This is a genomic window from Brevundimonas sp. FV1ye28 (genome assembly GCF_058681135.1).
This window is the reverse complement of record NZ_CM178731.1, coordinates 107,181-126,921: the sequence shown is the minus strand read 5'-3', so window position 1 is coordinate 126,921 and position 19,741 is coordinate 107,181. Positions and strand designations below refer to the sequence as shown.

The 19,741-nt window shown below is 68.1% G+C and carries 27 protein-coding genes; 6 read left to right on the top strand and 21 right to left on the bottom strand.

What is annotated here, in order from left to right; genetic code table 11:
* Positions 1–52: 52 nt before the first annotated feature.
* Together ACW171_RS00620 and ACW171_RS00615 are read left to right on the top strand one after the other, a co-directional pair.
* Positions 53–331 carry a hypothetical protein gene (locus tag ACW171_RS00620; RefSeq protein WP_492094972.1) on the top strand — a complete coding sequence of 93 codons (279 nt, stop codon included), beginning with the start codon at positions 53–55 and terminating at the stop codon, positions 329–331.
* Positions 331–723, top strand: coding sequence for a type II toxin-antitoxin system VapC family toxin (locus tag ACW171_RS00615; RefSeq protein WP_492094970.1), 393 nt, complete (start codon positions 331–333; stop codon positions 721–723). Before ACW171_RS00620 ends, ACW171_RS00615 begins: the two co-directional genes overlap by 1 nt.
* A 22-nt stretch (positions 724–745) precedes the next feature.
* On the opposite strand, the gene ssb is transcribed toward ACW171_RS00615, so the two are convergent.
* The 4 genes from ssb to ACW171_RS00595 form a co-directional block, all read right to left on the bottom strand.
* Positions 746–1,240, bottom strand: a complete 495-nt coding sequence (gene ssb, locus ACW171_RS00610; RefSeq protein WP_492094968.1) for a single-stranded DNA-binding protein — start codon at positions 1,238–1,240, stop codon at positions 746–748.
* 108 nt (positions 1,241–1,348) lie between these two features.
* The gene (locus ACW171_RS00605) at positions 1,349–1,786 is read right to left on the bottom strand and encodes a hypothetical protein (protein ID WP_492094966.1); all 438 of its coding nucleotides are present in this window, start codon (positions 1,784–1,786) and stop codon (positions 1,349–1,351) included.
* Positions 1,786–2,487: a hypothetical protein gene (locus ACW171_RS00600; protein ID WP_492094964.1), complete on the bottom strand. Its 702-nt coding sequence runs from the start codon at positions 2,485–2,487 to the stop codon at positions 1,786–1,788. The genes ACW171_RS00605 and ACW171_RS00600 overlap by 1 nt, the downstream gene beginning before the upstream one ends.
* A gap of 90 nt (positions 2,488–2,577) precedes the next feature.
* Complete coding sequence (locus ACW171_RS00595) at positions 2,578–5,397, bottom strand: NHL repeat-containing protein (RefSeq protein WP_492094962.1); 2,820 nt, start codon at positions 5,395–5,397, stop codon at positions 2,578–2,580.
* A 130-nt stretch (positions 5,398–5,527) separates the two neighbouring features.
* Here ACW171_RS00595 and ACW171_RS00590 point away from each other — a divergent pair, with 130 nt between their 5' ends.
* Positions 5,528–5,656, top strand: coding sequence for a hypothetical protein (locus tag ACW171_RS00590; protein WP_492094960.1), 129 nt, complete (start codon positions 5,528–5,530; stop codon positions 5,654–5,656).
* Between the two features lie 3 nt (positions 5,657–5,659).
* Here ACW171_RS00590 and ACW171_RS00585 read toward each other — a convergent pair whose 3' ends face one another.
* The 11 genes from ACW171_RS00585 to ACW171_RS00535 form a co-directional block, all read right to left on the bottom strand.
* Complete coding sequence (locus tag ACW171_RS00585; RefSeq protein WP_492094958.1) at positions 5,660–6,496, bottom strand: flagellin; 837 nt, start codon at positions 6,494–6,496, stop codon at positions 5,660–5,662.
* 138 nt (positions 6,497–6,634) lie between these two features.
* Entirely contained in the window at positions 6,635–6,964 is a 330-nt protein-coding gene (locus tag ACW171_RS00580) for a flagellar protein FlaG (RefSeq protein WP_492094957.1), read from the bottom strand.
* Between the two features lie 74 nt (positions 6,965–7,038).
* Positions 7,039–7,872, bottom strand: a complete 834-nt coding sequence (locus ACW171_RS00575) for a flagellin (RefSeq protein WP_492094956.1) — start codon at positions 7,870–7,872, stop codon at positions 7,039–7,041.
* Positions 7,873–8,314: 442 nt separating this feature from the next.
* The gene (locus ACW171_RS00570; protein WP_492094954.1) at positions 8,315–8,758 is read right to left on the bottom strand and encodes a hypothetical protein; all 444 of its coding nucleotides are present in this window, start codon (positions 8,756–8,758) and stop codon (positions 8,315–8,317) included.
* Entirely contained in the window at positions 8,755–9,138 is a 384-nt protein-coding gene (locus ACW171_RS00565) for a M15 family metallopeptidase (protein WP_492094953.1), read from the bottom strand. Before ACW171_RS00565 ends, ACW171_RS00570 begins: the two co-directional genes overlap by 4 nt.
* Positions 9,135–9,407, bottom strand: a complete 273-nt coding sequence (locus tag ACW171_RS00560) for a hypothetical protein (protein ID WP_492094951.1) — start codon at positions 9,405–9,407, stop codon at positions 9,135–9,137. The genes ACW171_RS00565 and ACW171_RS00560 overlap by 4 nt, the downstream gene beginning before the upstream one ends.
* Positions 9,400–9,591, bottom strand: a complete 192-nt coding sequence (locus tag ACW171_RS00555) for a hypothetical protein (RefSeq protein ID WP_492094949.1) — start codon at positions 9,589–9,591, stop codon at positions 9,400–9,402. Before ACW171_RS00555 ends, ACW171_RS00560 begins: the two co-directional genes overlap by 8 nt.
* Positions 9,592–9,596: 5 nt before the next feature.
* Positions 9,597–11,045, bottom strand: a complete 1,449-nt coding sequence (locus ACW171_RS00550; protein ID WP_492094947.1) for a DUF2793 domain-containing protein — start codon at positions 11,043–11,045, stop codon at positions 9,597–9,599.
* Positions 11,046–11,321: 276 nt separating this feature from the next.
* The gene (locus ACW171_RS00545; protein ID WP_492094945.1) at positions 11,322–12,044 is read right to left on the bottom strand and encodes an anti-sigma factor; all 723 of its coding nucleotides are present in this window, start codon (positions 12,042–12,044) and stop codon (positions 11,322–11,324) included.
* Positions 12,041–12,598: a sigma-70 family RNA polymerase sigma factor gene (locus ACW171_RS00540; protein ID WP_492094944.1), complete on the bottom strand. Its 558-nt coding sequence runs from the start codon at positions 12,596–12,598 to the stop codon at positions 12,041–12,043. The genes ACW171_RS00545 and ACW171_RS00540 overlap by 4 nt, the downstream gene beginning before the upstream one ends.
* Before the next feature lie 75 nt (positions 12,599–12,673).
* The gene (locus tag ACW171_RS00535; RefSeq protein ID WP_492094943.1) at positions 12,674–13,135 is read right to left on the bottom strand and encodes a DUF4112 domain-containing protein; all 462 of its coding nucleotides are present in this window, start codon (positions 13,133–13,135) and stop codon (positions 12,674–12,676) included.
* A 67-nt stretch (positions 13,136–13,202) separates the two neighbouring features.
* Here ACW171_RS00535 and ACW171_RS00530 point away from each other — a divergent pair, with 67 nt between their 5' ends.
* Positions 13,203–14,156 (top strand): endonuclease/exonuclease/phosphatase family protein, encoded by a 954-nt coding sequence (locus ACW171_RS00530; RefSeq protein ID WP_492094941.1) that lies wholly within the window; start codon positions 13,203–13,205, stop codon positions 14,154–14,156.
* Here ACW171_RS00530 and ACW171_RS00525 read toward each other — a convergent pair.
* Genes ACW171_RS00525 through ACW171_RS00515 form a run of 3 tightly spaced genes read right to left on the bottom strand, consistent with a single transcriptional unit; the run spans position 14,131 to position 16,567 of the window.
* Positions 14,131–15,330, bottom strand: coding sequence for a CCA tRNA nucleotidyltransferase (locus ACW171_RS00525; protein WP_492094939.1), 1,200 nt, complete (start codon positions 15,328–15,330; stop codon positions 14,131–14,133). The two genes, ACW171_RS00530 and ACW171_RS00525, sit on opposite strands and share 26 nt — an antisense overlap.
* The gene (locus tag ACW171_RS00520) at positions 15,327–15,992 is read right to left on the bottom strand and encodes a CoA pyrophosphatase (RefSeq protein WP_492094937.1); all 666 of its coding nucleotides are present in this window, start codon (positions 15,990–15,992) and stop codon (positions 15,327–15,329) included. The genes ACW171_RS00525 and ACW171_RS00520 overlap by 4 nt, the downstream gene beginning before the upstream one ends.
* The gene (locus tag ACW171_RS00515; RefSeq protein ID WP_492094935.1) at positions 15,989–16,567 is read right to left on the bottom strand and encodes a DUF1285 domain-containing protein; all 579 of its coding nucleotides are present in this window, start codon (positions 16,565–16,567) and stop codon (positions 15,989–15,991) included. Before ACW171_RS00515 ends, ACW171_RS00520 begins: the two co-directional genes overlap by 4 nt.
* A 128-nt stretch (positions 16,568–16,695) precedes the next feature.
* Between ACW171_RS00515 and ACW171_RS00510 the strand changes: the two genes are divergently transcribed.
* Both ACW171_RS00510 and ACW171_RS00505 read left to right on the top strand, forming a co-directional pair.
* The gene (locus ACW171_RS00510; RefSeq protein ID WP_492094933.1) at positions 16,696–16,983 is read left to right on the top strand and encodes a type II toxin-antitoxin system RelE/ParE family toxin; all 288 of its coding nucleotides are present in this window, start codon (positions 16,696–16,698) and stop codon (positions 16,981–16,983) included.
* Complete coding sequence (locus ACW171_RS00505; RefSeq protein WP_492094931.1) at positions 16,983–17,279, top strand: HigA family addiction module antitoxin; 297 nt, start codon at positions 16,983–16,985, stop codon at positions 17,277–17,279. Before ACW171_RS00510 ends, ACW171_RS00505 begins: the two co-directional genes overlap by 1 nt.
* Here the strand turns inward: ACW171_RS00505 and ACW171_RS00500 are convergent.
* The 3 genes from ACW171_RS00500 to ACW171_RS00490 are packed head-to-tail and all read right to left on the bottom strand — an operon-like array spanning position 17,276 to position 19,685.
* Positions 17,276–17,767 (bottom strand): GNAT family N-acetyltransferase, encoded by a 492-nt coding sequence (locus ACW171_RS00500; protein WP_492094930.1) that lies wholly within the window; start codon positions 17,765–17,767, stop codon positions 17,276–17,278. The two genes, ACW171_RS00505 and ACW171_RS00500, sit on opposite strands and share 4 nt — an antisense overlap.
* A 59-nt stretch (positions 17,768–17,826) precedes the next feature.
* Positions 17,827–18,594, bottom strand: a complete 768-nt coding sequence (locus ACW171_RS00495) for an enoyl-CoA hydratase (protein WP_492094928.1) — start codon at positions 18,592–18,594, stop codon at positions 17,827–17,829.
* The gene (locus ACW171_RS00490; RefSeq protein WP_492094926.1) at positions 18,591–19,685 is read right to left on the bottom strand and encodes an MBL fold metallo-hydrolase; all 1,095 of its coding nucleotides are present in this window, start codon (positions 19,683–19,685) and stop codon (positions 18,591–18,593) included. The genes ACW171_RS00495 and ACW171_RS00490 overlap by 4 nt, the downstream gene beginning before the upstream one ends.
* Between the last annotated feature and the right edge of the window lie 56 nt (positions 19,686–19,741).

Sequence of the window (19,741 nt, the reverse complement as noted above, 5' to 3'; positions counted from 1 at the left end):
GTGACGGGGCGTTTCCGTTGACATGTACATGTCGGCGGCGGATCATGTACGCATGATCGAAGTCACCGCCAGCGACCTGAGGAAGGACCTGTTCAACATCCTGGATCGGATGTTGGAGACGGGCGAGACCGTGCGCCTGGTCCGTAAGGGCAAGATCGTGAACGTCAGGGTGACCACCGAGACATCCGAAGCGGAAGCCGACAGACGGGCCCGCAGGTTCGACGCCTATATGGCCCTGGGTCCACGCGAAGGCTGGGAAGACTGGGACATCGAGCCTCTGGAATCCGGTGCCTCGGAATACGATCCGGTCGAGAAGTTCAAAGACCTGTAGTGGGCGCCGTCCATCTCGACACCCATGTCGTCGCCCGTCTCTTTCTGAGGCTGGACAACAGGATCGAGCGGAGGGCCAGGACGCTCATCGCCCGATCCAGCCGCTTGGTCATCTCGCCTCTGGTCCTGATCGAGCTAGATGACCTGATCGCGGCGGGGCGCATCAAGGTACGCTCTGCGGAATTCATCATCGATGAGCTGAGCGAGCGCATTGAGCCGCTCACGATTTCAGAGACAAGACTGATCGATATCGTCGCCGAGGCGCGCGGCATTGGCTGGACGCGCGATCCAATGGACCGGCTGATCGTCGCGTGCGCGATCGCGGACCGGGCCAAGCTGGTGACCGCCGACGAGAAAATCCGCGCCCACTTCAAGGACGCCGTCTGGGACTGACGGCGTCCTTGCGGGTGTCGCCCTAGAAGGGGATGTCGTCGTTGAGGTCGTAGGACTCCTTGGGACCGGACGGCTTGTTGGCGCCGCCGGTCGAGAAGCCCGAGGAATAGTCGTCGTCGCTGGAGCGACCGCCCGAACCGCCGCCTTGCGACGCCCCGCCGCCGTCACGTCCGCCCAGCATGGTCAGCTGACCGTTGAAGCGGCCGATGATGATCTCGGTGGTGTATTTCTCGACACCGTCCTTGTCGGTCCACTTGCGCGTCTGAAGCGAGCCTTCGACATAGACGGTCGAACCCTTTTTCACATAGTTTTCAACGACCTTGACGATGTTGTCGTTGAAGACCGAAACGCGGTGCCATTCGGTCTTTTCCTTGCGCTCGCCCGAAGACTTGTCGCGCCAGGTCTCCGAGGTGGCCAGGGAGAAGTTGGCGATACGGTCGCCGTTCGGCATGGAGCGTATCTCGGGATCGCGACCCAGATTGCCGACGAGGATGACCTTGTTGACGCTACCCGCCATGATGAAATTCTTTCTCTTATCGCTCCGGCGCGACTGTGCGTCCGGGCTGAAATCCTGATTCCGCGAGGCGCACCCCGCGAAACCGTTAACACGTGTTCCGAGTTTGTTCTACTGTCCCGGGAACGATGGAGGCGCACGTTCCTCGACGACGACGCCGAGGTCGGTGATGCCTTCCCGCTCGATGGCGCCCGGCACGGCCAGACGACCATCGCCAGTGCGCGCCAGGGCGAAGAAGCGCGCGCCTTCGAGGGTGCGGGCGAAAGAGACGCCGCGACGATCGACGAAGATGAACTGACCCTGGTAGGCACCGGTCACCTCCTGGCGGGTGCTGCCGAGACCACGGAAACGCAGGCGCATCTCCTCCAGCCGGGCAGCGCAGTTCTCGATCTGAACCTGCTCGCGGGCGACGACATTGAAGGTCGGCTCGCCTTCCGGCGCCTCAACGGCATAGCAGACGCCGGTGTCGGTCGGGGCTTTCACCGATTGCGAACAGGCGGCCAGCAAAGGAACGGACAGGGTTGCGACGATCAGGAGCGGGCGGAGCATCAGTTCAGGCCCGGGAACTGGCAGTTGCGATCCTGGTCGGCGAGGATGCGGAACCGCCGGTTGTCGTTGGATTGCTCGACCCGACGCGGCACCAGACGCAGGCTGACCGAGCCGTGACGGCCATACTGGGCGTCGCCCGGGCGAACACAGGTGCCGGCGTAAAGCGCCTGGACGCACTGGTTCAAGCTCATCTGGCCGAGCTCACGCCAATCCGAGCCTGTGAAGCGCAGGCAGGAGGCGCCGGACGCCCGCTCGACGCGGGGCTGCTGTGCCGGCGACTGGGGCTGTTCGGGCAGAGGCGTGTCCCCATAGGCGGGATCCGTCTGGGCCATGTCCACTTCGGTCGGCAAGGCCGGCGGCGGGGCGAAGGCGGCGGTCGGGGCGGCGGCGAGATTGCCGGTCTCGTCCAGGCCGACGTCGAGGGCGTCTGTGGCCAGACCATTGCGCTGAGCGCAGTCGGCCAGGGTCGCCATGCCGACGAACTGGCCATCGACGAAGCACCGCAGCTGTCGCGTCGGCTCCAGAGCAGGCGCATCGGCCAGATCGACCTGCAGGCCGCCGGGGCCTTCCTCGGATTCCTGGGTCCTGGGCGCAGCAGCCTCACGGCCGCCGCTGAACATCAGGGCCAGCACGACGGCGGCCAGAACGGCGAGACCGACACCGATGGCGATGATGACGCGATTGTCGTTGGGCAGTTGCATGAAGCGGAGCTCGCGCGGCGTCGGGCCTTGGAGGTCTCAATAACCCCTCCCCGCCCCATGACGTCAACCGCGAAGCGAAACGGCCCCCGGCTATCCGCCGAGACGCGCCAGTGCGGCCTGGTAGTTGGCGAGCTGATTGGTCAGGTAGGCCGGGACCGGACCGGAAGCGGCGGCGGTCTTGTCCTCTGGCAACAGGCCGCGATAGGCGTCTCGAATGGCCTTCAGCGCGCCCTGGATCTTCTCGCCCGCGGCGGTGATGGAGGCCGTACTGTTGAGATTGAGGTTGCTGGGCAGGCCGAGGCCGAAGGTCTTCACCGAAGGATCGGCCGACGCCGCGCCGACGTAGCCGGCCGACAGACCCAGGCCCAGCAAGGCGTCCCTGCCCGTCTCGCCGGAGGTGAAGATCGCGCCGGTCTTGCCGTCCTTCGCCATGATCGAGAGGCGCTGGACTCCGCCCGTGGTCGTCGTGGTCTCGCCGTCCTTGCCGGTCACGGCGCCGCCCTCGGACGCCACGGTGACCCTCAGCTTGCCGCCCGACGCGACGCTGATCTTTCGGGCCAGGGTGGCCAGCGTATCCTTGGCGTCGATGGTCACGGCCGCCGCCCGGCCGCCGGCCGCCGACTGGACATAGAAGCGGTCGCCCACGCGCAGCGAGGTGGCGTCGATCAGCCTCTTGGAATCGCTCTGGTCGATCTCGCCCTGGGGCAGGCCGAGGCGATCCAGAACGCTGGCCCCGCCGGACGCGACAGCCAGGGTCATCGGCTTGGCCTGATCGCCGTCTCCGGACCAGGTACGGGTGTATTCCACGGCTCCGGTCACGGGATCGAGCCGTGTCAGGAAGGCCCTGGTCGGATCGGTGGCCAGGGCGCCCGGATCGCGGTCGGCGATGCCGGTGATCCACACCTTGCCGTCGTGGACCTTCACGTCGGCGGCCGTGTCGTCGCCTGCGCCGCCGTACCAGTTCAGGCTGTCAGTCCCGGCGGCGGTCAGGCCGGTCGACAGGGTGGCGACGAAAACATCCTTGCCGCCCGAATGGGTTTCGGTGGTGGTCCCCGCCGACAGACCGCTGTCTCGGCTGGTCCCCGTCAGGATGACCTTGCCGTTCGACACGGCCACCCCCGCGATCTCACCCGAGATGGGGCCGAGGTCGCGCGTCGCGGCCAGGGTAGGCACGCCGGCCGCATCCAGGGTGAACTGACGCACCACCGCGCGGCCGTCCTCGACGCCTGCAGTATAGAGGTTGGAGCCGTCGATGGTCATGGCGTCGACGGTGTCGTCGCCGCCCGTTCCGAACTGGGTCTGGCCGATGGACTTCACGGTGATGCCGGCCGTCGGATAGGGTTCGCCCGCCTTGAAGGCCTGAACATAGCCGTCCCAGCCGCCGATCGACACGGACCCGGTCATCGCCGATTTGGCGCGGCCCCCGACATAGACGAGGCCATCCTCGCCGAAACTGACGCTGGTCGCCTCGTCTGCGGCGCGCGCGCCGCGACGCTGGGTCCACAGCTCCTCGGCGTCCTTGTTGAACACGGTGACGAAGCTGTCGGCGACGTTGGCCACCTCACCCGTCTTGCCCGCGTCGGTGGTCGAGGTGCCGAGCGCGCCCGTGACGGAGCCGGCGACCGCGACGTCGCCGTTGTCGTCGATGGCGATGGCATAGCCGCTGGCGGTGGACGCCGCGCCGAGGGTGCGGGTCGCGACAAGCCGACCGGCCGAATCGTATTTCATCAAGGCGACGTCCTGGACGCCCTTGATCGGCTGATTGGCACCACCGGTGGTGACGTCGCCCACGATCCAGAGGGAGCCGTCGGGCCCGACCGCGCTGGCGCGAACGGTGGTCACGCCTTCGGGCAGCTTCTCCTGTGACAGACGTCCGTCGACCCACTGGGTCTCGCCGACATTGCCGCCGGTGGGCTCAGGTGCCGCACCGCCGTCGCTCTGGAACTTGAGTATCTGGTTGGTCGTCGTGGCCGGGGTGGTGGTCTTGGTGGTGGTCACGCCGTTGACGGTGGTGGTCTTGGTGACGGCGGCCGCTCCGGCCGACTGAACCACATAGACGGCGTCGGACGTCTCCGAGGCCGTGAAGCCGACGGTCTCGGTCGAGCTGCCACGAATGGCCAGCGCCCATTTGTCGGGACCGGCCGGGAGGGTCACCGGCTTGCCGGCGACCTGGACCGTCTGGGGTTCGGACTTGATCTGATCACGGCCGATGCGGGTCTGGAAGCCGCCGGCCTCAAGCTTGCCGTTGATGTGGCTGAGGACGTTGTCCATCGTCCGGGGCGTGGAGCCCATCTCTGCCAGGTCGATGGGGATGGCCGTGGTCTGGGACCCGGAGATCCCGACCGGGACCTTGATGGTGATGTTGAACTTCGTGTCGCCCTGGAAGGCGGCGACGGGGGTGTCCAGCGAGCCCTCGTGGACCGGACCGGTGATGGAGTTGGAGCTGTCGCGGGGCACGGCGCCCGTGGTCTTGGACGTCACCGACGAGGAACCCTGAACCAGGCGCAGGGCGTCGAACTCAGCCTTGGTGAGATAGGAGCCGATCTCCGCCAGGCCCGAGGCGAACCGCTTCTGGGTCAGGGCGAGGTCTGTCGAGGTCAGCCCCGGGACGGCCGAACGGTTGGCCAGGGCGTTCAAAGTCTCCAGACCCTTATACAGGGCGAACAGTTTCTTGTAGTCGGCCGACGCGCCCTTCACGTCCAGCTGGGCGGCGTCTTCGTTGACGAAGGCGCGGCCGGCGAGGGCTGCGCGGACCAGGGCGTCGGGCTTGACGGCGGTCGCCTGGGCCGCCGTGCTCCAGGGCGCGGTCGGCTGGGCCTTCTTGGTGGTGAGTGCGGTCAGGGCAGAGGTGGTCGAGGCGTCGTATGACCCGCCGTAAAGACCCAGAAGATAGCTGTTGCTGATGGCCACACAGTCCTCCGGGAAGAACTCTAGAGGGTCAGACTCAATGCGAGATTAACGGCTCGCAGAGATTAACGTCCGGGTAGGGAACGACGGAATGCGAATCGTGTTGTGCTCTTGTCCAGACAGGAGCGAGGCCATGATCTTCCCGAAGTCGCTTATCCAGTCCCTGCTGGCCCTGTACGGCTTCGGCGACCGGTCACACCCGCAACGCCGCCGCCCCGCCCCCGTGACGATCGGCCACCACCAGAATGTCGGCCGCTTCTGAACCTTAGCCCTGGAACAGGCTGAGGATGATCTGCGGTGCCTGGTTGGCGATCGACAGGGCCTGGGCACCCAGCTGCTGCTGGACCTGCAGGGCCTGGAGGCGGGCGCTTTCCTTGGCCAGATCGGCATCGACGAGATTGCCGATCCCTGATTCGATCGTGTCCGACAGCTTCGAGACGAAGGTGTTGTGCGACGAGATCTGCTTGGCCTGTGCGCCGATGTCGCCGAGCGACTTGTTCAGATTGGTGATCGACGCGTCCAAGCGGGTCAGGGCCTGGTTCGAACCCGTCGCGGTCAGAAGGCTGTCGGTCAGGCTGAGCGAGATGATCGATCCCGAGAGAGACAGGTCCTTGCCGGAGAGGGTGACGAACTGGGTCGCGCCGGCGTTGGCCAGGAACCTCAGACCGTTGGTCAGCGAGCCGTTCAGGATATTGCCGCCGTCGAAGGAGGCGTTGTCGACCGCAGAACCGATGGCGCGCAGCAGGGCCTTGAAATCAGCGTCCAGAAGTTCGCGCGACTGGGTCTTCAGCGAGACGTCCTTGGCGGCGACCACCTTTTCCTTGAGCTGGTTCAGGAGGTCGGAGATCGATTCGCCCGCAGCCATGGCGACGTCGGCGATGGAGGTGGCGCGGTCCAGGCTCTGCTTAACGGCGGAGAGAGCGCCGAGGTCGGCGCGCTGGCCCTGGGCGATCGCCCAGATGGCGGCGTTGTCCTTGGCGCCCTGGACCTTCAGGCCCGTGGAGATGCGGTTCTGGACCCCGGTCAGTGTGTCGTTCGTCCGAGACAGGTTCTGCAGCGCGATCGCGGCGGCGGCATTTGTGTGAACGCTGTTGGTCGTCATAGGTCTTCTAGCCCCGGGATGTTCGCCGAGAGGCTATGACTGTAACGGTTCCCGTATGGTTAACGGCGGTAAACCACGACGATTAACCGCGTCGGGCGGTCCCGAGCGGTTCGATGGATCAGGCCGGCGTCCGAAAAATCAGACGCTGGTGTCGATCAAGCCCCCGGCCGAGTAACCCCCGCTGTCGGCCATTCGAAGGACCTGCTCGCGGGGAAACTGACGGACGACCTCTCCGGTGGAGCTGTCCAGGGTCTTGTAGACGAAGGTTCCCTGGGTGGGGCCTTCCTCGATGATGAGGCGATACCGTGCGGCGTCTTCGGCCTGCTTTGCGGCACGATCCCGATCCGATGTCGCACCGGTGTCGACCGACACCGCGACAGGAGGGACCGCAACAGGCAGTTCCGCCACCGGCGGAACGGAGGCGGGCGGGACGACGCTTAAGCTGAAAGGCTTCGCATTGGTGTCCATGGCTCCTCACGCCGGGGTTCCCGGCGTCCCTTGGGAACGGTCGGGCGGGACCGAAGCCCCGCCCTTCCATTGGCTTATCGGAACAGGCCGAGCAGGATCGAGCTCGACTGGTTGGCGATCGACAGAGCCTGCACACCAAGCTGTTGCTTGGTTTGCAGGGACTGCAGTCGGGCGCTTTCCTTGGCCAGGTCGGCGTCGACCAGGTTACCCACGCCGTTCTCGAGGGCGTCCGACAGCTTGCCGACGAACGTCGCATGAGTGTCGAGCGACTTGGCGCCGGTACCCAGGCGAGCCAGGGAAGCCGAGACGTTGTCGATCGAGGCGTTCACAGCCGTCAGGGCCGTGCCGGCCAGGGTGGCCGTGCCGATGGTGGTGGTGGTCGCGACGGTCACGGCCGAACCGCCCAGGGACAGGTCTTCACCCGCCACCTTGATGGTGGAGCCGGCCGTGTTCGACAGGGCCTTGTAGCCGGCCGTGCCGGTCGAACCGTCCAGCAGGTTCACGCCGTTGAACGAGGCGTTGTCGACCACGGTCGTGATCTGATCACGGATAGCCTTGAAGTCTTCGTTCAGGGCGCCGCGAGCAGCGGTCGACAGCGAGCTGTCGGTCGCGGCCAGAGCCTTTTCCTTCAGCTGGATCAGCAGGTCGGAGACAGATTCGCCGGCGGCGAGGCTGACGTCGACGGCCGAGGTGCCACGCGCCAGGCTGTCCTTGACGGCGCCCAGGGCGGAGATTTCCGAACGCTGGCCCTGAGCGATAGCCCAGATCGCGCCGTTGTCTTTGGCGGAGTTGACTTTTTTGCCGGTGTTGATGCGGCTCTGGACGACGCCCAGTTCGTTGTTCGTGGATTGCAGGTTCTGCAGGGCGACGAGGGCGCCCGAGTTCGTGTTCACGCTATTCAAAGCCATGACCGATAGTCCTTATTTTCAAGGGTCCGACCGTCATTTTGACCGTCGGGAGCATTTTGCTCAGGGACCCAAGAAGCAATGCGCGGGCCAACCGTCGTTATTTCGACATGAGGCCAAGCCATTGAAATTGCACTGGTACCTTACCTTAACCACGCCACCCACCCGGCAGGTTTTGCCGTTTTCACGCACAGGCGGCAGGATCTGCCGGGCACCCGGCAGGTTTTGCCGGGTCGTCCGATCCGTCCGGACGAGAAACAGCGGACAAAACGGACGAAACGGACGAACGGGTCACCGCCTGGCCGCCTCCCCTGCCCTGCGTTCGGCCAGCAAGGTCTCGACCGCGAGGCGGCGGGCGGTGTCGCAGTCGGCGATCTGGCGGCCCCGGATCATGTAGCCGGCCTCCAGATCACCGTGCGTGGGAGATGACGGCAGGCGGTGCAGTTCACAGGACCGGCTCGCCACCGTCGGCAGGATCAGGCGCGGCGGCGCAACCGCCGAGGTCGGGAGCGTGGCGGCACAGCTGGCGGTCATGGTCGCGCAGGCGATCAGCGCGATGGGGATCGAGGGGCGTGGAGGCGTCATTCGCGTTTCTCGTCTCTTGGATGGATCGGTTGGTGGCGCGTTCCAGGGCCACGGCGGACTGAAGGGCGGCGTCGAGGCGGACGACCTGGGCGGCCTGAGCTTCGGCTTCGGCGGTGCGGGCGGTGGCCTGGGCCGTCGCGACGGCGGCGACCTGTTCGGCGCGGTCGGCCCGGCGACGCGCAAGGTCGAACGGATCCCAACGGAAGCCGAGGCCGCCGAGGATCAGGGCGACTGCAGTGAGGGCCGCCAGACCCAGGGCGAGCCAGCCGAGCGGGGCAAGGGTGCGAAGGGCCGGCGGGGTCATGGATAGACCCTCCGATCCAGCTCGAAATGCGGACCGTCGCGCAGGCGCGGCCAGTCGCCGCCCCAGACGAGCGCCACCCCCTTGGCCTTGGCGGCCGCCTTGATGACGTCGGCGATGCGCGGATAGAGGGGCCAGTCCCATCGGACCGCGCCCTCGACCACGGCGGCTATGTCGACCGCATGGCCGGTCAGGTGGCGGGAGTTCAGGGTTCGGCTTGCGCCCGCCCTCACGAGGGAAGCCTGACGCGCTGCAGTGCGGAGCCCCTCCGTCACCATGAAGTCCACGGGCGTGGTCAGGATGGCCGCCTCGATCACCTCGACGAGGGCCGGATGAACACCCTTCAGCCGGGCGCGGGACCGGGTGGAGAGACGGAAGGTCATTTCGGACCTCCGAGACGCAGGCGCAGATCGGCCAGGAGGGCGACCAACTGTTGGGCCGTCGGCGCGACCAGATAGAGAATTAGCGTCAGGGCCAGCAGCGACATCAGTCCCGAGGCCAAGGTCGGCAGGGCGTCGGGTTCGGTGCGGTCGACGACGGCGGACAGGGATCGCCACAGGGCGAAGCTGGCGGCGAAGACATAGAGGCGACGCCACAGCCATTGGGCTTCGGCGAGCGCCGGCGTCGGGGGTTGGGTATGGGAATCAATCATTCTCGGTCTCCTCGTCGAACGGGAGGTGGGTCCAGGACCAGTCCGGTCCGGCGGCGGCGCGGCCTTCGTCGCGGGACATCCGGCGCGGCGCCTCGAAGGCCTCGATCGCGTCGAGGTCCAGCATCGGGCCTTCGCCGGTGAAGGCCGGGTCGGAGAAGAAGCGATCGTCGGTCAGGCGCAGCATCGACCTCAGCCCTGGATCAGGATGACGACGACGCCGGCAGAACCGGGACCGCCGGCTCCGCCGGACGAAACACCCGCCGCACCGCCGCCGCCGCCCGCGCCGTGACCTCCGCCCGCGCCGCCCGCCGAGCCTGCTCCAGATGTGACAGCGCCCCCGCCACCGCCGCCGCCGCCCGAGGCCGAGAGGTATGAGGATGGGTTCGCGCCGGGCGATCCGGCGGCCGAGACGCCGCCCGATCCGCCCGTGGCCGGAGAGGCGAGGACGCCGCCGGGACCGCCCGCGCCGCCTGTGCGGGCCACGCCATCCGCGTTGAGACCGCCCCCACCGCCGCCGCCGCCCGGTGCACCGGGGCTGGTCAGACTGCGGCCCGCTTCGGCCGTGGCCGTGGTGGAGGTCGCACCACCGGGGTTGCCGCCGTCGATGCCGGCGCCGGCCGCGCCCCCTGCTCCGCCCACCGAGCCGTCCGCGCCGGGCTGGCCCCCGCGCGCGGTCAGGAGGGCGGTGCCGGATGCGGTGATGACGGTGTCTCCGCCCGCCGCGCCGGAGGCTCCGGCCGCGCCGATGACGACGGTCAGATCACCGGGGAGGTCTTCGACACGCCAGATGGCGCCGGACATGCCGCCCCCGCCCCCGCCGCCCCCGCCGGGACGGAGGCCGCTTGCGCCCGAGGAGCCGGAGCCGCCGCCCCCGCCGCCGCCGATGGCGGTGACGATCAGGAGGCGCGCCCAGTCAGGCGGGGTGAAGTCGCTGCCGGCGGTCAGGCGGACGGTCTCGGCGCGGGCGGCGCCGCGCGAGAACCAGATGCGGGCGTCATCCTTGTCGATCCTCAGGGCCTCGCGCCAGGTCTCGCCGTCGGGGCTGACCTTCAGCGTCAGGTCGTCGTCGCCGATCAAGCCGAGTTCCGCCCGGCCTCCGTAGCCGCTCTGGAACAGCAGGGAGAGGACGTCGGTAGCGCCGTCCTTGTTGAAGGTGAAACGCAGGTCGCCGTCGCCGCCCTCGCCGGTCGGCCGGGCGGTCCACAGGGCCTTATTGAGTTTTGCCGCGAAGGGGTTGTCGGCATCGGCCGTGGTGGCGAGGCCGAAGCGCTCGATGGACTGAAGTTGCGACGGGAAAGCGCTCCAGCCGTCTTCGCCGCGCACAACCAGATCGCCTTCATCCAGCACCACGGCGAGCGTGCCCCGAGGCGTCGGGACGCGGGTCCAGCCGCCGAGCTCCGCACGGGCGAGATCACCCTCGTTCCAGGCGGCCCAGACGACGCCGGTCGCGTCGGCGGGCAGGATGTAGAGATCGCCGTCGTCAGGGTCGGCGGGCTGGGTCGCGACGCTGCGGCTGACCACCGCCGTCTGGGCCAAGGCGTCGAGCCGGGTCAGGGCCTGGTTGAGGGTGACGTGTTTCTGCAATTGACCCGCCGCCAGATAGGGCAGGTCCAGCCGCGCGCTGTGGTTCGAAGGCATGTCGATCTCCGTGGAAAGCGGAGATCAGTGTGCGGGCGCCGAGAGGGGGCGCCGGATCAAAGGCTCTTAAAAGTTCGGACCTTTGAATTCATTGGGGTCCTGGGCCGATCCTTTGCCAACTCGGACGCTGGAAAGGGTGTGCGGGGAGACCTTGGAAGGGCTGGGTGGCCTCCCCGCTGACCGGATCGCGGCTGTCAGGACCCACGACGCCGCAGGGCGACGCCGATGCGATCCGATCAGTGCAACTACGGAGGCGACGGCCGCCCGGATGCGCTGTCAGAGCGCCTGAAGTTCGCCGGTCGCGACGACCGGGCCGTCAGGCTTGTCCGCGGCGGGCGTGTGGCCCGGCGCCTCCATCGAGATGGCGACGGCGACGGCCTGACCCGCGGTGGAGGCGAGAACCTCGTTCAACTGACGCTGCGAGGCGGTCGAACCGTCGATGGCGCCGATCAACTGGACGCCCGCATCATCGGGCCTGACCAGCCACAGGTGCGGCACGGCCTCGCCGGTCGCGAGTTGGCCCATGGGCGCGACGAACAGCTTGCCCGTCGCGGTATCGTAGGCGAGGGCGACCACAGGGGCCCCGCCGTCGGTCATGGCGATGGTGGCGACACGGGTCACGCCGCCGACCGGGGCCTGTTGCACGATCGGCGTGGGCGCCGGGCGCGACACGAGGACGGCGACAGCCACCAGGCTGGCGGCCAGGAGACCGGTCGAACCCAGGGCCCAGGCGCGCCAGAATCCCGCGCGATTGTCGTTGGCGGCCGGGGAGATGGCGGCCTCGACGCGGGGCCAGACCCGGGGCGACGGTTCGACGCCGGGAATCTCGGCGATGAAGCTAGCCAGATGCTCGTTCCAGGTCTCGACCTCGGCCGCGAAGGCCGGATCGGAGGCTTCGCGGGCGCGGGCGGCGCGCTCCTCGGCGGGCGACAGGACGCGCAGTGCGAGTTCGCCGGCCAGGGCGCGGTCTTCGTCTTCGGGGTGAAGGGCGTCGGTCATGTCTCGAGGCAACTCCTCAGCCTCAACAGCCCCCTGCGGATCCAGCTTTTCATCGTCCCGAGCGGCACGTTCTCGCGCGTCGCCAGGGCGTCGTAGGTCATCCCGTCCATGAAGGCGGTGCGGATCACGCCGCGGACCTTGTCTTCCAGGGTGTCGAGGCAGGCGTTCAGACGGCCCACCTCATCGGTCGTCTCGATGATGTCGGAGGCCAGGGGCGCGGCGTCGGCGAGGTCGTAAGCGTCCTCGACCGGGGTGGTCTTGCGCATCGGGGCGCCGGACCGCAGGCGATCGATCGACCGGTTCCTCGCGATCGTCACCAGCCATGTGATGGGGCTGGCGCGCGAGGGATCGAAGGTCGAGGCCTTCCTCCAGACTGTAAGATAGGTGTCCTGCAAGACGTCCTCGGCCAATTGGCGGTCAGCCAAGATACGCAGGCAGACTCCCAACAGTTTCGCCGATGTCGCCTCATAGACGATTTTGAAGGCGGCCCGGTCGCCTCCGCCCGCCTGGCCGAGGGCCAGGGCCAGTTCGTCTCGCGTGAGCATGGGCGTCATTCGGCACGTCCGGGGGCGGTCATTAAGGGTCGACTAGGGCTGGCCGCGCGCGCTTCGTCAAGCGAAACAGCGGCTTCAGTCGTGCAGATAGACAATCCGTCGCTTCTTCGGATCGGCCTTCATGGTCGCGACGTGGCGGTCATGATCGCCCGAGGCGCGGGATTCCCGCTCGTTGGCCTCGACCCAGTGGGTGGATTCGATGTCCTTCTGCAGCGCCTTGGCCGCCATCAGGTGGCCGGGGAAGAAGAAGTCGACCACATCGCCGGCCACGGGCACCTCCCCGGTCGCGACGTCGACGCCGAGATAGCCGACCATGCGGGCAATGGTCCCCGGCGTGGCCTTGGCGCGCACGGCCTGGGTCAGGAGCCAGCCGGCCGCTCCCACCGAATAGACCGAGCCGACGACCGGGATCCAGGTCAGCAGACCATCCATGCCGATGCCGAACGGCCCAATGCCCACGGCCCGGTCGGAGAGCTTCTTGACGCCCTCGACATTGGACCAGATCTTCTCGATATCGCCGATGGTCCGCTTCGCCATTTTCGCCCTCCAAGCGACCGGTCAACGCCCCAACTCGACCCGTGTTCAACAAGGATAGCAAGTCTTCGTGACCGACAGGCGCTCACCTATCCGAAGGGTCGCGGCCGTGCTGGTCGCGCTGGCCTTGCTCGCGCCCCTCGTAATCGCCCTGGCGGGCCTGAGCGGGATCGGCCACCGGTGGGTCGATATCCTGGCGCAGTTCACCGGGCCGGCGCTGGTCGCGGCGGGGCTGGGCCTGGCGGCGGCGGTGCTGTCGCGGGTGCGGAGCGTGGTCGTCGGCGCGGTCGTGGTCTGCATTCTGGTGCTGGCGTCCGGGTCGCGGCAATGGGCGACGCCGCGCGGGGAGCCGCAGGACGGGTCACCAGAGTTCACACTCTATTCCGCGAACCTTCTGGTCCGGAACGACGACGTGGGTGCGATGACGGCCTCAATCGCCGCGTCAGAGGCCGATGTGGTCGTCCTGGTGGAGGTCGGGCAGGCGGCGGTCGAGGCGATCGACACAATCCTGGCCGGCTATCCGTATCGGGTCGTCAACACAGGCGGCGGCGGCCGTTCCCTGATCGCCTCCCGACGGCCTCTTCGCGACATCGAAATGAGGGTTCCGGTCCTGTCCGTGGTCGGCGCCGTGGCCGAGACGCCCCTGGGGCCCGTGACTATTGCGGGCGTGCACATGACGCGACCCTGGCCGTACCAGATCCAGTGGGAGCAGATCCGACAGGCGAACGGGCTGGCGCAATGGGCGCGATCGGTCGAGGGGCCGGTGATCGCGGCGGGCGATTTCAACAGCGTCTCCAGCGCCCGCATCGGCGGGATCGTCAAGGATGACGGCGGACTGATCCCGGCGCCCGGCTGGCCGGGGACCTGGCCGACGCGCCTGCCCGCCGCTGCCGGCATCACCATCGATCAGGTCTATCGTTCGCCGGAACTGGCTCTGGTCGAGCGGACCCTGGGGCGGCCGACCGGGTCCGACCACCGACCGGTCATCAGCCGCTTCGTCAGGGCCGAGCCGCCAGCCGTTTGAGCCGGTCGACATGGCCGTCGACGGGGAAGTCCTCGGCGATCCATTCGGCCTCGAAAGCCTTCAGGATGCGGCCGTGCTCGGGGCCGGGCGCGAGGCCGATCTTCGCTAGATCGCGACCACCCACGGGCATTCGAGGAATGGGCCAGCCGTCAATGAGGATCAGGGCCGCCGCGGGATCCGAACCGGGGCTGAGGGCTGCGCCACGCTGGATGCGATCGCGGACAGCCTGGGCACCCTCTCGGTAGATCAGCGCACGGAGTGCGCGGGGGTCGGTGGCGGGATCGAGTGGTCCGACAGCAGCCTCGGCGAGCCGGCGTTCGATGGCCCTCGGCAACCGCAGACCGCGCGCGATCTCGGCAACGGCGTTCGGGTTGTCGGGCAGGAGGGCGGACAGGCGCAGAACCGCGTCGTCGCTCGCCGCGCAAATTGCGTGGAAAGCGGTCAGGTCGGCGACGGCGGGTAGAAGGCTCACCAGCACACCGGCCTGGGCCATCGCATGGACAGCCGGTCGCGGGTCGGGTGCGGCGAGAAGTTTCAGCAGTTCCTTGGACACCCGCTCGGCCGACAGCCGCGTCAGGCCCTCGGCATGGGCGGCACAGGCGGCGAGGCCGTCCGGGTCGGGCCCGGCGCGGCCGTACCAGGCGAAGAAACGGAAGAAGCGCAGGATGCGGAGATAGTCCTCCTCGATCCGCGTCCGGGGATCGCCCACGAAGACGACGCGACCGGCCAGGGCGTCCGCCACCCCCTGCCCCGTCGGATCGAAGATGACGCCGGTGCGGTCGGCGTAGAGGGCGTTCAGGCGGAAGTCGCGACGGGCGGCGTCCTCGGCCCAGTCGTCAGTGAAGGCGACCACGGCGCGGCGGCCGTCCGTCTCCACGTCGCGGCGCAGGGTGGTGATCTCGTAGGGCTTTTTGCCCGAGACGGCGGTGACCGTGCCGTGGGCCAGGCCGGTGGGGACGACCTTGATCCCGGCCCTTTTCAGCGCGGCCATTGTCTCATCGGGTTTCAGCCGGGTAGCGATGTCGAAATCGTCGACCGGGCGACCGACCAGGGCGTTTCGCACGCTGCCGCCGACGAAGCGGGCGCAGTCGGGACCGCCCACCGCTTCCAGAGCATCGAAGACGGCCACGGTGGCGGGGCTGGTCAACCAGGGCTGATTCTCGAGCCGGGTCACGCCGCGTCCTCGGCGGCCGAGGCCGGCAGGTTGGGCTCGTCACCGTACAGGCGCGTCCGCAAGGCGCGGATGATCCCGGCCGTCGCGCCCCAGATATATTGCTCGCCCCAGGTCATGGACCAGAACCAGCGCTTTACCCCCTCCGGCGCATCCAGATGGTCGCGGGCGTGGTTGGTCGGGTCCATCAGGAAGTCCCACGGGGCCTGGAAGATCTCGGCCACCTCGTCGGGCGAAGCCTTCAGCGGCGGCAAGGTGTCGATCCAGCCGATCACCGGTGTGACCAGATAGCCCGTGCCGGTCTGGTAGGCGTCCGACAGTCCCAGGACGGTGACGGCGGCCGGGTCCAAATCGACCTCCTCCCTCGCCTCGCGCAGCGCCGCCGCGACGGCGGTCTCGCCGGGGTCCAGGCGACCGCCGGGAAAGGCGACCTGACCCGTGTGAGACGCCAGGCTGTCGGCGCGGCGGGTCAGCAGGACGCAGGCGCCGGTGGGATTGGCGACGATGGGGATCAGGACGGCGGCCGGTTTCAGCGGTCCCTTCGCCCAGGGCGTCATGCCGGGATTGAGGTCGAAGTCGGAGCGGACAGCGCGCGCCTCCGCCCGCCAGCCGTCGACCGGGGCCAGTCGTTCGGAAAGCCGGTCCTTCAGCGTCCCGTGGCTCATTCGACGCCGGCTCCCGGCGGGCCGAGGGGGAACCAGACGCCGCCGGACTGGATCTGGAGCTGTCCGTCCCGCTCCTGGGCCATCTCGACGAGGTCGTAGAAGACGGTGCGAACGATGCGGGCCTCGAGGTCCGCGCGGACGTGGACGCGCGGCGCGGGCTCGCCTGTCACGGGGTCGGTCTCCACGGTGATGGGATGGTCGGGGCCGGCGCGGGTCTCGTCGCCGACATCGGTGATGAAGACCAGGTCGTCGCCATCGCGGGTCATCGTCACAGCGCGAAACGGCAGGTCCTCGACCTCGATCCGCAACTTTTCGACCGGGGTGACGAGGTGATAGCCGTCGGGGTCGCGACGCAGGACGGTGGAGAAGAGCCGTACCAGTTCGGCGCGACCGATGGGCGAGTTCTCGTGCATCCAGACGCCGTCGGCGCGGATGACGATGTCGATGTCGCCGCAATGGGCCGGATGCCACAGGTGGACCGGCGGCAGGCCTCGGCCCCCCTGATCGGAAACCGGTGCCTGTTTGGCGGCAGCAGCTATGGTGGCGAGGCCGTTGTTCGAGTCCGTGGCTGTCATTCGGTTTACCCTTCAACCCAGCGAAGGCTGGGGTCCAGAGACAAAACCCATCCGTCGATGATACGGTTCACGATCGTCGCCCGTAAAGCGACACTTGACATCTTCTAAGTCAGCTTCGATATTGACGAGTGGAGATCGAAAGCATTCGTCACAAGGCGCTGCGTCGGTTCGCCGAGACGGGCGCTGCTCGTGGCCTGCCGGCGGGGGTGACCGACCGACTTAGAAACATGCTGGCCTATCTTATGGCCATCGAAACGACTGCCGAACTGGTCATCCCGCCCAACTTCGGCGCTCACCTTTTGAAGGGCGACCGGGCTGGAACCTGGGCGCTGACGGTTACGAAGAACTGGCGGCTGACGTTCCGTCTGGATGACGTGCAAGCGATCGTCGACATGGACCTGGAGGACTACCACTGATGGCGATCACCCTTCACTCCAGCTTCGCGGTTCATCCCGGCGCGTGGCTGCGCGCCGAGATCGTCGAGCCACGCGGGGTCAGCGTCACCGACCTTGCCGAGCGTCTGGGCGTCACCCGTCAGGCGATGAGCGGCCTGCTGAATGGGCGCGCGGGGCTGTCGGCGGAGATGGCGATCCGCTTCGAGAAAGGGTTTGGACTGAAAGCCGAGACCCTGATGCGAATGCAGGCGGCGCACGATCTGGCGCAGGCCCGGGCGCATGCCGGCGACATCCGCGTGGAGCGGTTTGCCGCCTAAGCCGGAACCGCCAGGCCCGACGGCGCAGCGTTGGTGATCGGGAGCCACAGGACGCGGCGCGGGTCGGCGGGGCCGGACAGGCGGACGTCGGGGGCGGGCTCGAAACCGAACCGCGAGAAATAGGGCAGATCGCCGACGAGCAGGACGCCGGCCACGCCCCGATGCTGGGCCTCGCCGATACAGGCGCCGACCAGATCGGCACCGAGGCCTCCGCGACGGGCGTCATGGGCCACGGTGATGGGACCCAGGAAAAGGGCGTCCAGACCGTCGATGGCGATCGCCCACAGCCGGACCGAGCCGGTCAGGCGACCGTCCTCGCGCGCGACGAAGGCGGCGGCCATGCGGGCGTTCTCGCGGATCCGCTCGGCGGTCTTGGCGAAACGACCCGGACCGAAGGCGGCCAGCACCAGGCCGTCGACCTCGTCACGGTCGGCGGCGGTCTCCGGCATGATCCGAAAGCCGGTGGAAAGGATAGGCGCGGCGCTCATGGCGCGGGCGCTTAGGGGCAATGGGGGGCGGGATCAAGGCAAGGCTTGTTTCCAGAGCCCTAGCCGAAGTTCGGCGCCCGCTTCTGAGTGAAGGCCATGAAGGCCTCCATGGCCTCGGGACTGGTCATCTGGGAGCCGAAGGCCTGACCCTCGCGCTGCATCAGGGCCCAGAGCTGTTCGGCGTCGCGCATCAGGCGCTTGGTCTTCTTCAACGAGTTGGGCGCGCGGGCGGCGAGCTTGGCGGCGAGGCCGTCGGCGGTCGCATCGACCTCGGCAGCGGGGACGGCGCGACTGGCGAGCCCCCAGGCCAGAGCGGTCTTGCCGTCGATCGGCTCGCCCAGCGCGAAGATTTCGAAGGCGCGCTGGTGGCCGATGGCCATGGGCAGCAACAGGGACGACGCCGCTTCGGGCGCGAGGGCCAGGTTGATGAAGGGCGCCGACAACAGGGCGTCCTCGGCCACGACCACCATGTCGCAATGGAGCAGCAGGGTCAGGCCGATGCCCACCGCCCGGCCGCGCACGGCGGCGACGACCGGCTTGTCCATCTCGGCCAGGGATTTCAGGAACTGGAACACCGGCGCGTCGGTCACCTGGCCGCCGCCCGACTGGGCGATCGAGATGAAGTCGGCGATGTCGTTGCCCGCCGAGAAGCTGTCACCCTCGGCCTTGAACAGCAGGACGCGGACGGCGTCGTCGGTGCGGGCGCGGTTGGTCGCTTCGGCCAGCAGGGAATACATCGCCTGGGTGATGGCATTCTTCTTGTCCGCGCGGGCGAAGGTGACGGTCAGCACGCCATCGGCGAGATCGGTACGGATGGGGTCGCTCATGCGGCGGGCTCCGGTTCGTTAAGGGTCCACCAGTCCACGCCGTCGGCGTCGCGTTCGCGGCGCACGCGGCCCTGACCGGCCAGATAGTTGAGGTGGGCGATGGCCTCGCCCGTGGCCATCCCCAGAATGCCGTCGCCGACCGGGCGGGCGAACAGGGAGGCGAAGACATCCACGGCCCGCTTCGGCTCGCGCAGGGTCCGCTCCAGCCGCTTCAACGACACAGCATGGCCGCGCTTGAGCGCCTCGATGCGCGGCAGGACGCCGGTGAAGGGATCGCCATGACCCGGCAGAACCAGCAGATAGGCCGGCAGCAGGTCGCCCAGCCGGTCCAGCGAGGTCATCCAGTCGTCGAGCGGATCGGCCAGGGGCTCGGTCGGCCAGACGGAAATGTTGGACGAGATGCGCGGCAGGATCTGATCGCCGGAGAGGAAGACGCCATCCGACTTGCGCCAAAGACAGGCGTGCTCGGGGCTGTGGCCGTTGCCGACGACGATCGTCCAGTCATGGCCGCCGATGGACAGGAGGTCGCCTTCGCCGATGCGCTCGTAGCTCATCGGCATGGGCCAGACGCCTTTGGTGAAGCGGCCATAGCCGGTGCGGTAGTTTTCGACCTGATCTTCGGTCCAGCCCGACGCCTTCCAGAAGATCGCGCCCGCTTCCGGCGCCGGGCCTGTGTCGGCGACCAGCATCCGGCCCGTGACATACTCCAACTGCGTCATCAGCAGGGGCGCGTCGAACCGCTCGCACAGCCAGCCGGCCAGACCGATGTGGTCGGGGTGCATGTGGGTGCAGATGACGCGGGTGACGGGTTTGCCGCCCAGCGGGCCCGACAGAGCGGCCTCCCAGGCCTCGATCGTGTCCGGGGTTCGGATGCCTGTGTCGATGACGGCCCAGCCGTCGCCGTCCTCGATGGCATAGACGTTGATGTGATTGAGCTGCATCGGCAGGGGCATGCGCAGCCAGAGCACGCCGGGCGCCGCCTGGATCGCCTCGCCGGGCGCCGGAGGCGTGCCCAGCGGATAGGTCAAGCCGCGCAGGGTGTCCGCGCCTGGCTCGATCTCGCCTTCGCTGGTGATGACGCCGTCGGCCAAGTCCGTCTCCAAATGCAACGCGCGACCATAGGCCGGGGAAGACGGCGACGTCCAGC